The organism is Methylobacter sp. S3L5C (assembly GCF_022788635.1).
Classification (GTDB): domain Bacteria; phylum Pseudomonadota; class Gammaproteobacteria; order Methylococcales; family Methylomonadaceae; genus Methylobacter_C.
Genome location: NZ_CP076024.1, coordinates 2334492 through 2346192, shown reverse-complemented (window position 1 = coordinate 2346192; position 11701 = coordinate 2334492). Strand labels below are relative to the sequence as shown.

Genomic DNA, 11701 nt, shown 5'->3' with positions numbered 1-11701 from the left:
ATGTAAAGGTACAAAGCACAAGCTTGAGCTTTAAACTGACTATTTCTTTTTGATATAAAAAATCTGCTGATTATCCTGCTTTATCAAGTCAATGATTTTATGACCCGATTGGTTGGCATAAACACCAAAATCAAGATGTGCAGCCGGATCGGTTACGATAATTTTAACGACATCGTCACTGGCCATTCCCATTAACGCTTTTTTTAAACGTAATAAGGGCAACGGACACAGTAAACCACTGGCATCGACTTCCATACTAAATTCAATCATTGTTTTTAGTTACTCACAAAACGGTAGATTGCTTATAATACCATTCCCTAATCAATCTATGAATCATCGTAACGAAATGGATTATTTTCCCGTTTTTGTAAAACTTAAAGACAAGCATTGCCTGGTTATCGGAGCGGGAGAAATCGCGGCCCGCAAAATCGAACTATTAGCCCGTGCCGGCGCAAAAATAACGGTAATCGCCAATGAAATAAGCCACCATGTCTCAAGCCTTGAAGGGCCTTGTCGTTTACAAATACAACAAAAACCCTTTGCTCCCACTGATTTGTGTGGCTTTAGACTGGTGGTATCAGCTACCGATAGCAAAGAAACCAATCAATTGGTTGCCGACGCCGCTGAGGCACAAAATATTCTGGTTAATGTCGTTGATAATCCCGCGTTATGCAGTTTTATTTTTCCGGCTATTATTGACCGCTCACCCATCGTTGCTGCTGTCTCTTCTGGCGGTGCTGCGCCGGTTTTAGCGCGCTTGCTCAGGGCCAAGATTGAAACCATCATCCCGCCCGCTTATGGACGACTGGCACAACTTGCGGAAAGCTATAGAGACGATGTTAAAAAACACTTTAAAGATCCGGCACAACGGCGAATTTTCTGGGAAAACATCTTTCAGGGTTCAGTTGCTGAATTGGTTTTTGCCGGCAATGAAAAAGCAGCAGAACAACAATTAAAACAAGCCATCATCAAACAAGCCGACACCGTTACCCAAGGTGAAGTCTACCTGATAGGCGCAGGCCCGGGTGCGCCCGACTTGTTGACATTTCGCGCCTTACGCTTGATGCAGCAGGCCGATGTCATTGTTTATGACCATCTGGTTTCACCGGAAATTATCGATTTGGCACGCCGCGATTCAGAAAAAATTTACGTTGGCAAGCAAAGGGATAAACACACCCTGCCCCAGGAATCCATCAATATTCTACTTGCAGATTTGGCCAAGGCAGGCAAACGCGTGGTGCGGTTAAAAGGCGGTGATCCTTTTATTTTTGGTCGCGGCGGTGAAGAAATTGAAACCTTAATGGAACAAGGCATCAGCTTTCAAGTGGTGCCCGGCATAACTGCCGCGTCAGGTTGCGCCACTTATGCCGGTATTCCGTTGACGCACAGAGATCACGCACAGTCTTGTACTTTTGTTACCGGCCACCTGAAAGATAATTCGATTAATTTAAACTGGACACAACTGGCAGCACCCAATCAAACCATCGTTATTTACATGGGTCTGGTCGGACTGGAAAAAATATGCGCGTCTTTAATTGCCCACGGCAGCCCTAAAGATTTACCTGTTGCCCTGATTCAACAAGGCACTACCGTTAATCAGCGCGTTATTACCGGTACTTTGGAAACCTTACCGGCGACCATTGCCAGTCTGGATATTAAACCGCCCACCTTGATTATTATTGGTACGGTAGTGACGCTCCATGACAAGCTAAAATGGTTTCATGGCAGCCATGAAGATTAAAAATCTTACAATTAGTTGAGAGTGATTGCTGAACCAAGTGGGTACTCAATACCTGTCATTACCCACTTGGTTCAGTTATTCATAGACTTTAATCTTTAAAAGCTGCTCAATACCAACAATTTTATAACCATTTGCTTTCGCAAAATCAAGCATCTGCTTTAATACCTGAATGGTTTTATCCGACGCGTCATGAAATAAAATGATGGCTCCCGGTTTTATTTGTGATTGTACGCGTCGGGTTATAACTTGTTCGCTATCGGCTGTAGTATCCAACGAGCGAATCGACCAGCCGATAATACTGTAGTTTAACAGCATTGAGGCCTTGGCAAGACTGGGAGTGGTGACACCGTAGGGCGGCCGGAATAATTTCAGGCGTTTGCCGGTGACCTTGAAAACACTTTCTGCGGTCTGATTAAGTTCATCCTTAAAGCCTTGCACACGTTTAAAATCGACAAAAAAAGAATGTGTGTAGCTGTGATTGCCAATACTGTGTCCGGCGGCATCTATTTGTTGCAAAAGGCTTTCGTTACCCGGAATATTTTTTCCGATAACAAAAAAAGTCGCCTTAGCGTTGTACTCCGCCAAGATTGCCAGCACCTGCGGCGTATATTCGGAGTTTGGACCATCGTCAAACGACAGGACAATTTCTTTTTCTAACGACTCGCCATAACAATAAACCGGGGCGTAAAAGTTCGCCTGGATGACAGACGAACCATAAATAATTAAAGCCGAATAAACCAGGCATGGCAATACAAGCCACCATAAACTGACTACGAAAAAATGGTGGAGCAAGCCAATAATGCTGATGGCGATGAGGAAACAGATACGGGTTGAATTAAAGGTCATCTGGTAAGGTAACTAATCGGGTAAGATAATTTGTCATTAAGTAGGCCAACTGGTCTTATCATTACTGCAAAGTCACATGGCCTGATATTTATCATCGCCGCTATGACGGCTTTATCTCCCAAGAGCCCTGGGTTCGATGTCCAACCAAAGGCGACAATACCAGTGCCGTTAAAATACCGGTCGCAACGGTAAAACCAAAGGCATGAACAATCTCGGTAGAACTTACCGCCAGCAAGCCAAAAGCCAGTAATGTCGTTAATGCCGATAAGGTAACCGCCAATGATGTACTGGCACGCCGATCGTGGACCGTCTCATTGGACAATGCGGCTGAACTGTCTGCCATAAAAAAGAAAATAGCATCATCAACCCCAATTCCCAACACCAGCAACAGCGCAAATAAATTAAACAAACTAAACAATTGATCAAACCAGCCCATCATGGCTAATGAAACCAGTGCCGCAACGACAGGAATGGCGGTTATCTTCAACGCATTGTGCCAGCCAAACTTTAACCCCAGGCCGCTAAAAACCAACAGATAAGCTACAATTAACAGCAAACTGACACTGAGCCGATAACGGGCAAACAAGGAAGATAATTGCTCGACCTGATCAACCCAGGCAACACCTTGCAGGCTTTGCAGGGCAGCTAATGACGGCAAATCGGTTATTCCGGTTAAGACAACCCGGCTTAAGCACCGCTCTACATCACAACCCAGCCATAATTGCTGTTTTGTTTCATCGGCAGTCACCAACCATTCAGGTAAGGAAATCGACCTGTTTTTTGCCTCACTAAACTGTTTTAGTTCGGTGTTAATGGCTTGGCCACTAAATCCCAGCTCCATCATATATTGCTTCAGTAAGCCCGATTGATACAGGATTTTGTCCAGTAACCGGTAATTTGTCTGCTGATTAGCCTCATCAGGCCAGTAACCACTTAGGCCTTGGTAAGCCATTAGCTTATGCTGTTGGGTTAACAGGTTAAGACGCTCAAGGAGTTGCTGTTCATGTTGATGCCAGTCATTGATATCGTGGCCCGATACCAGAAAAAACTGATTTTCCTGGCTCACCGGCAATAATTGCTTAATCTTATCGGCAGTTTTTAGTAATTCAGCCGGAGCTGATTGCAACAACCGTACGTCATCGCGCGGTGTTAGTTGCCATAGCCCACCAGCAATAAAAACCAGCAAAAACGGTATTAGCCAGTGCCTGTTTTTTAACAACCAAACCGGCCAATGCTGTTGCCAGTAGTTGGCACAAACCAAAATAAGCGGCTGATGATCAGGTTTAAATCCGGTCAGTAATAAGGGAAACAGCAAAACCACGGTAAGCCAGGCGACTAACAGACCAACGGCCGAAAACAAAGCCACTTCCTGTAAACCCGGAAACGGTGAAACCACCAAACCCGCATAACTTAATAGATTGGTTAATAATCCAATGACCAGCCCCGGAAAAATATAACGTAATCCCTGGCGTGGTAACCAATTTTTGGCTCCGAAACTGTCACAGACAAAATGGATGGCATAATCATCAGCAACGCCGATTAAACTGGCACCAAAAACCAGGGTAATAATATGTATCTTGCCAAAAAACAGTACGCTCACGACAAGGGCTGCAAACAGGCCGCTGCCTATAGCCAGAAACGACAACAACAAAGGCCGTAAGCTTCGAAAAGTCAGCAGCAGCAAAACAACAATTCCCGCACTGGAACCCAAACCTACCGTTGAAATTTCCTGCCTCGCAGAATCCGATCCCTGAGCAGTAAACAACGGCATCCCGGTCACCATTAAGTCACCGCCTGCCGCCTGCGTTTGCGCGGTTGAACTATTCACTAACGCCAGCAAGGTTTCCAACTTGTCCAACTGTAAATATTGGTCTTCAAGGTCGGTCAGCAGTAAGGCCCAAAATTGGTCAGCGTCATGCAGAATAACAATGCCCTGCTCTACTGTCAGTTTGAGCGGATTTTGCGCATTAAAATAACGGCTGAATAATAGCAACGGATCATGCTCAAGATCAGCCGCCGTCATCTGGCCAATCGGGCTATAAAGCGTTTCCAGATTTTGGGCCAGCAAGTCCTTGGGGTTATTATCCAGCGTGAGCCGTGTCTGTGCATCCAGCAACTGATAACGGTAGGAAAATAACTGCTGATACTGTTTAACCATGGTCTGCTGTGGCAACTCCAGCATCAGCTCGCCAAACAGACCGCTCTGTTGCAACTGCTGTTTAAGCTGCTGCGCATGGGCAATGGCATCCTTAGACGTTAAGGCACCAGTCAGCCAGATGACTTTTCGGTTGAGTTGTTCATTATGTTGCCGGACAGCCTTGGCGATTTCGGGCTTTTGTTCGGTAACCGGCAATAATGCCAAAAAACCTGTTTCCAGCCAGTCTTTGGTCAACGATTGACTGCCGAGAAAACCGATAAACAGCATACCCAGCAACCAAAGCCATGCAGTTACTTTAGGGTGATAAACGTTCAAAATCGGTTTCTTGTTCAGGAAGTATGTTTGCAGGATGAGTCACTTGAGTAAAACTAATCCGTGTCAGATTACCAGTGACTTCCTGTATTTCCAATGCCCGCAACTCGGTGTCGCCGGTCAGTAAAATAGTGCTGATTATTTTCTGCAAAAATTCATCTTTAGGTTTGAGTTGTAATTGCCAGGAGGGCTTTCTATTCTCTCCGGCGATTAAAAAACCCTCGGTCAATTGCTTTAAATCCCCGCCCAGCATGGCTTTAAACACCTTGCCAAAAGCCGCCGGTACGGCTTGCTCACCCTGCCCTGTCAACAGATGCGATTCATTAATCAGCAATAAAGACGGAATAGGCGTAAGCGTTTTCCAGATCACCCCTTTGCTTTGATGATAAGTAAATGTGCCTGTAGAAATTAACGGTTTGCGTAAAACTTTTAAGCGTTTTTCCTGTTGAAAACTACCTTGGGTTATGGACGTTTTTACCAAGCGCGCGGTGATTTGAGCTAACACATCGTCGGCATAGCTTTGATTGAACGAGAGTAAAAAAAGTAGTAAGACTTTTAGAAAAATCACAATATATTAGTTTTAACAAGTTGGCGTGAGCTACGAACCCCAACATTTGTATGTATAAAGAGGCTTTCAGTGATTAAGTAATACAGGACTGCTCACCAATCAAGCAGCCTTTAGGACACACGCTTATTATGTCATTTAATCAGGTTGTGGCTCTATATAATGGATTCAAGAAACCAACACACCCAACTTTTCAAATAAAACCTTGGGTGATTCAAAACACATTTCTTTGGTCTGGCTATCAATCGCGACTTGAATGCTGTAGCCCTTGGTGAGTCTTGATCCTGTCAGCTTATCAGTAATCAGGTAATTGATTTTCAAGCGATTTTCCCACTCTACAATATTGGCCTGTACGGTAATGACTTGCCCGAACACCGATGGTTTTATATAACGCACATTTAAATCAATAACCGGCCAGGAGTAACCTGAGTCAAGCATTTGCGGATAGTTGTAATGTATTTTCTCCAGCAAAGCACAGCGTGCAATTTCAAAATATTTTACGTAATGACCATGCCATACCACTTCCATGATATCAATATCATGAAAAGGGACAAGTAAATCAACTGACGTTTGATGCAAACTTTTAATCATATAAATCCCAGCGTTTTTCACGAATTAACACCAGACACTGGCGTAGCTCTTGTTCCAATGCCCTATCAACACTTAAGAATAGACTAAACCGGCGTACAAACTTAACGGTATTTTGGACAGCCGGACTTAACGTCTCAAGGTTGCCGCGCAATTCCACCCCTTGTACCGCCGCGAACAATACCGCCGCAGCCACCTGTTCGGTTAACTCCAGTATGCGTATGCAATCCCTTGCTGCAATCGTACCCATGCTAACCTTGTCTTGATTATGACATTCAGTGGAACGGGAAAATACACTCGCCGGCATGGTTAATTTAAGCGCTTCAGCCGTCCAGGCTGACACGGCAATTTGCACGGCTTTAAAACCGTGATTAATCATCGCCTGTTCGGCATCGGCACCGGATAAATTGGCAGGCAGGCCGTGGTTGAATTTGGTATCCATTAATTGCGCCATTTGCCTGTCCATTAAATCGGCCAGATTGGCGACCGCTGTTTTCAGGCTATCCATCGCAAAGGCAATATGACCACCGTAAAAATGCCCGCCATGCAAAACGTGTTCTGCTTCTGCATCGATAATGGGATTGTCATTGGCGCTATTCAGTTCGTTTTCAATAAACTGCCGCAGCCACGGCAAAGAATCTTCCAGGACGCCAATAACATGCGGAGCGCAGCGTAGCGAGTAACGATCCTGTAAGCGGGTATCGTTACGCGGCGCACTTTCGGTGACCTGCAAATCGGCACGGATACGTTCAGCAACCCGGTTTTGGCCCGGATGGGGTTTAACCGAAAACAGCTTTTCATCAAAATGGTAGGCGTTACCATTTAACGCTATTGAAGCCAGACTGGTGATACGGGTACTGAGCTGCGACAAGTATTCGGCGCGTTGGTAGGCAAGACAGGCAATGCCGGTCATAGCCGCCGTACCGTTCATAATGGCCAGGCCTTCCTTGGGCTTAAGAGTCAGCGGTTGAATGTTTAACCGCGCAAAAACCGTATCCGTCGACTGCTGCTCACCTTGATACAGCACATCGCGTTCGCCAGCCAGCACTGCCGCCAAATAAGACAACGGCGTTAAATCGCCACTCGCTCCTACCGACCCCTCTTGTGGCATCAACGGCAGAATATCCTGCGTTAATAAAGTCGTCAATTGCTGCAATAATTGATAGCGGACACCTGAAAAGCCGCGTGCCAAACTAGTTAAACGTACGGCCAGAATAGCGCGGGTTTGCTGGGCATCAAAATGATTACCCAGACCACAGCCGTGGAAAGTGTATAAATGCCGGGGTAATTCTTCAACCAGATGTAATGGAATCGATACGGTACAAGAGTCACCATAGCCGGTAGTTACGCCATAGACAAAGCCTTGTTCTTTTAACAGGCTATCAATAAATAACGCCCCTTTATCAATGCGTTTAATAAAATCGGCTTGTGTACTAAGTTCAATAGTTGCCTGTTGCCCTGCTATATCGCAAATATCTTCTATAGTTAAGAAATTACTGTTAAAAACAACGGTATTTTTGTTATTCATCATCCGTAACACGCCAAAAATTGAAAAAATTAAACCATTGCAGTGGTTCTTTTAAACAGTAAGTTTGCAAACAGTTCGCATACTGCTGAATGACTTGCTGCATGGCCTGCTCGCGCGTTTTTCTGGGAAACGTCAATATGTCACTAAAATAATCAAAATAAATGACATGTCTGCCCTGCTGTTTTAGACAGAACACGGTATAAACGGGACACTTCAATAACGCAGCCAGAATAATCGGCCCTTGTGGAAACAGCACATCAGCACCCAAAAAGCTAACTTTGGTAACGCGTTGTTGGCCGCTAACAGGTGTTCTGTCAGCGGCGATGATGACTAATTCACCGGCATCAATTTTGTCGCTTAGCAACACTGCGGTTGCTGCAGTAATTTCAGTCACCTGAATCAGATTTAACCGGCTGTTGTCGCTGGTCTGATTTAACAACTGGTTAAATTTTTGGGCGTGTTTAGTATGTACCAACACATTAACACCAATGGCATTATCCAGATCGGCAATCACTCGACAGACCTCAAGATTACCCAAATGCGAGCCCAGTAATAGCGCCCCCCTCCCTTTACCAATTGCCGTAAATAATTCATCACGCCCGTGATAGTCGACTTCACTAATTGCCAGTGCCCCTGACCAGGCAGCTAATTTGTCAACAATGGCATTGGCAAAACTGATAAAGTGCCGGTAACTCCATAATAAACTACCGCTCAGTTTTAATGACGGCGCAAAAATTGCCAGTCTGTTGAGATAATCTTGACTGGCCTGTCTGGCCGGTCGATTAATCAACCAGTAATAAGTTACAACCGGGTATAAAAATAGTTGCAGAACCCTGCGGCCAAATAACAGATAAATACTCAACAGAAACCGCATACCCCAAATAACGCTGGTCTCCTCGATTTGCGCCCAATGCGGTGGTTTTTTCATCGCCAATATCGTAGCAGCAGCTTGGGAATACGTACCAACATGCCAAAAAATAATTTGGTATGGGTTTTTGAAATCATGACATTATCATGCAATAACCTGAAATGTGACACACCATCCGAGGGGTAGCATACCGCAGTCGGAATATTGACAACATCGACACCCTGCCAGTACAGGCGTACGATAATATCGATATCGTAAGCCATGCCTTGTGCAATCTGCGTCGTGCTGATTAATTTATCTACGGCGGCCAGCGGATACAGTCGAAAGCCGCACATCCCGTCGGCTATTGCCAGGGACAACGTATGGATTGCTATCCAAAAGTTGGTAATGCACCGCCCATACAGCCGGTTTTTAGGAACGGATTTATCAAAAACAGGTTGACCTAAAATCATCGCATCAGGGTTTAGCTTGCCGGCTTCAAGAAAACGTGGAATATCATCGGTGTTATGCTGGCCATCGGCATCAATTTGTATGGCATGCGTGTATCCTAAACATTGTGCCGCGTTAAAGCCTTCCATAACCGCTGCACCTTTACCGCCATTTTCCTTCCGGTTTAACAAGGTAAGCCAGCTGGCTTCTTGTCTGGCGCAGTCTTCCAGTACTTCCGCGCAAGCTACCGAGCTGCCGTCATTAACCAAAAAACAAGAAATACCATAGGGTTTTAATTTGGCAATAACCTGAGCAATGGCGTGTTCATGATTATAAACAGGAATAATAATACAGGGTTTCATGGCTGTTCTCTGCATTTGGCTGCATAAACAAGTCGCCCTGAACTATAAATACCATCTTCTGATCGGAACTGAAAATGCAGTTTATCAGGCGACATATTCCAGTTAAGCGTTAATTTAACGGTATTGCCGGGCTGAATGGCTTTGACAAATTTAATGACTTCCATCGCTAAAAACGACTGGTCGATGGCAAAAAACAATTTGCCGAAATATTCTGCCCACGCAATCTGAACTACGCCGGGAAGAATCGGGTAAGTTGAAAAATGATTGGGGAAATAAATCAAATCTTCAGGAACTTTAAGTGTCAGCTTAACGGTATTGAGCTTTATACAAACACCTTGAACCTGGGGCAATCTTTGGTTATCGGTATCCAGCAGCGCATTTAGAAGATACTGGTCAATTTTACCTTGCGTCGTCAATGGCATACTGTCCAGAAACAGCCATTTTCTGGGTAAAACAATGCTATCAAACCATTGATAAAGCGATGCACGCAGTTGCCTGATTAAAGCATTCCTGCCCTCGATTTTTAGAGTGTTACTACCTGCCTCAGTCAATACCACCGCTGCACCGACCACATCCCTGCTTTTTGTTATGGCGACGGTAAATGCCTCAGCCACCCAAGGCGTTTCAGCCAAGCGCCGTTCCATTTCAGATAAAGACAGGCGCTTTTCTTCTATTTTAACAATGCGATCCGCCCGTCCATGCATGATAAACAGGCCATCGTCTTGTAAACTGATCTGGTCATCCAATTGAAAAGGCTCGTTTTCTTCGCCCTTTGCAAAAGGGATAATTTGTAAATAAGGCGAAGACAATTGCCAGCAGTCATCCAAACAGCTTAAACGTAACCCGTCAAACAACTGCCAGGCCATCTCGAACTGTCGCCAACCGATGCCACCAGTTTCCGAACTACCGTAAATTTCAATCACCTGCTGTCCGCTATTGGCATTAATCTGCTGCCTGGCCACTTCGTTCAAGGCGCCGCCCGAACTGAAAATAACGCTTAATCCGGCGATACCGATCCACGGTGAGTTTTGATCCAGACGTTTTAGATGAGCCGGACTGGCAACCCAACAGGCAGCACCCGTCTGAATAGCATTGACCAGCGTTTCAGGATTAATATAAATCGGACTGTGAAAACATCGGCCTGTCGATAACGGCCATAAAATACGAAATAGCAGGCCGTAAATATGCTGATGACTGACTGTTGCCAAAATCTCGGCAGACCCAAGAAGCTTTCCCCACTGCTTTTCCAGCGCAGTGATTTCAAGCTGGAATTGAATCAAATGCTTTTCTATCGGTTTTGGTTGCCCGGTAGAGCCGGACGTAAAAATCACCAGTTGAGTTTCTTCGAGGTTTAATGGTGATAATGACAAAGCCAAAGCATCTGTTGCCGTCAAATAATAATCAAACAGTTTACCTTTATTCCAATCACCTATTAATCGGCAATCGTGTTGCTGAAGTTGCTGCGCAGTACCGGGCCGGTTATTGCCGGCAATCCAGACCTGCTTTCCGGCATGAAACAACGCGAATAACAACACGGAAAAAGGATAGGCATCTTCGGTAAATAAGGCATAACGCTGAAATGGTTGGGCTTGCAGTTGCCTGACCCAATACTTTACCGCCGCATAAAAATCATCAGCATGATAATAACGCCCGGCATGAAAGGCAATTGGAGTAGTAAAATCCCTTCTTATCAGCACGCAGTCTGACAAGGCAATATTTTCATTTGACATGTTTACGGGTTTTCATCCTGACTATATATTCCCCTATGAATAAAATACCCATTAACACGTAGGCAATAAAACCGTTATATAAACTCCAGACTTCAAAACTGCTCCACAGCGCTGTTGCCAAGGCAATACTCCCATTGACAATAAAAAATACACACCAGATCTGGGTAACCCGCCGCGTATAAATAATGCCTTCCGGCGGCAAATCGGGATGCTGAATTCTGGCCAGGCGTTCAACCAAACTCGGCGGCGACAGTAAGCTCCATGAAAATAGCAACAACATCGCCGCATTAGCGATAGCAGGATAAATCCGTAAAGTGAGCAACTCATTGCTCCAAATTGCAAAGCTACAATAAACCATACCCATCATTAACAACGGACAACTCCAATGCTTAATGGCGTAACTGGCAATCAGTCTGATACCGAGTAAAACCAATAAAACGCTCGCTATTTTCCATGGTTCCAAATAATGCATGCCAAAATAAACAGCAAATGGATAGAGCATGGTCAATAGACCTATGACACTGTTTATTATTATGCGCATACTAATGATAAACAACAGCCATAGCGACTGCTT

General features: G+C 44.9%; 11 protein-coding genes. 1 reads left to right on the top strand and 10 read right to left on the bottom strand.

Translation table 11 applies throughout. The annotated features are described in order from the left end of the window. Positions 1 to 39: 39 nt before the first annotated feature. Entirely contained in the window at positions 40 to 270 is a 231-nt protein-coding gene (locus KKZ03_RS10480; RefSeq protein WP_243221464.1) for a sulfurtransferase TusA family protein, read from the bottom strand. A gap of 76 nt (positions 271 to 346) precedes the next feature. On the opposite strand from KKZ03_RS10480, the gene cysG reads away from it, so the two are divergent. Continuing rightward, positions 347 to 1741, top strand: a complete 1395-nt coding sequence (gene cysG / locus KKZ03_RS10475) for a siroheme synthase CysG (RefSeq protein ID WP_243221601.1) — start codon at positions 347 to 349, stop codon at positions 1739 to 1741. 75 nt (positions 1742 to 1816) lie between these two features. On the opposite strand, the gene KKZ03_RS10470 is transcribed toward cysG, so the two are convergent. The 9 genes from KKZ03_RS10470 to KKZ03_RS10430 all read right to left on the bottom strand — a co-directional run bounded on the left by KKZ03_RS10470 (position 1817) and on the right by KKZ03_RS10430 (position 11668). Beyond that, positions 1817 to 2587 carry a polysaccharide deacetylase family protein gene (locus KKZ03_RS10470; protein ID WP_243221462.1) on the bottom strand — a complete coding sequence of 257 codons (771 nt, stop codon included), beginning with the start codon at positions 2585 to 2587 and terminating at the stop codon, positions 1817 to 1819. A 100-nt stretch (positions 2588 to 2687) separates the two neighbouring features. Then, on the bottom strand, positions 2688 to 5060 hold the full coding sequence (locus KKZ03_RS10465; protein ID WP_243221460.1) for an MMPL family transporter: 2373 nt from the start codon (positions 5058 to 5060) through the stop codon (positions 2688 to 2690). Further along, positions 5041 to 5562 (bottom strand): outer membrane lipoprotein carrier protein LolA, encoded by a 522-nt coding sequence (locus tag KKZ03_RS10460; protein ID WP_243221458.1) that lies wholly within the window; start codon positions 5560 to 5562, stop codon positions 5041 to 5043. Before KKZ03_RS10460 ends, KKZ03_RS10465 begins: the two co-directional genes overlap by 20 nt. 228 nt (positions 5563 to 5790) lie before the next feature. Then, complete coding sequence (locus tag KKZ03_RS10455; protein ID WP_243221456.1) at positions 5791 to 6213, bottom strand: thioesterase family protein; 423 nt, start codon at positions 6211 to 6213, stop codon at positions 5791 to 5793. After that, a complete protein-coding gene (gene hutH / locus KKZ03_RS10450; protein WP_243221454.1) occupies positions 6206 to 7741 on the bottom strand; it encodes a histidine ammonia-lyase in 1536 nt (511 codons plus the stop codon). Before hutH ends, KKZ03_RS10455 begins: the two co-directional genes overlap by 8 nt. After that, the gene (locus KKZ03_RS10445; protein ID WP_243221453.1) at positions 7731 to 8666 is read right to left on the bottom strand and encodes a hypothetical protein; all 936 of its coding nucleotides are present in this window, start codon (positions 8664 to 8666) and stop codon (positions 7731 to 7733) included. The genes hutH and KKZ03_RS10445 overlap by 11 nt, the downstream gene beginning before the upstream one ends. Next, the gene (locus KKZ03_RS10440; protein WP_243221451.1) at positions 8663 to 9397 is read right to left on the bottom strand and encodes a glycosyltransferase family 2 protein; all 735 of its coding nucleotides are present in this window, start codon (positions 9395 to 9397) and stop codon (positions 8663 to 8665) included. The genes KKZ03_RS10445 and KKZ03_RS10440 overlap by 4 nt, the downstream gene beginning before the upstream one ends. Continuing rightward, complete coding sequence (locus KKZ03_RS10435; RefSeq protein WP_243221450.1) at positions 9394 to 11127, bottom strand: AMP-binding protein; 1734 nt, start codon at positions 11125 to 11127, stop codon at positions 9394 to 9396. The genes KKZ03_RS10440 and KKZ03_RS10435 overlap by 4 nt, the downstream gene beginning before the upstream one ends. Further along, positions 11117 to 11668: a hypothetical protein gene (locus KKZ03_RS10430; RefSeq protein WP_243221448.1), complete on the bottom strand. Its 552-nt coding sequence runs from the start codon at positions 11666 to 11668 to the stop codon at positions 11117 to 11119. The genes KKZ03_RS10435 and KKZ03_RS10430 overlap by 11 nt, the downstream gene beginning before the upstream one ends. Positions 11669 to 11701: the final 33 nt, after the last annotated feature.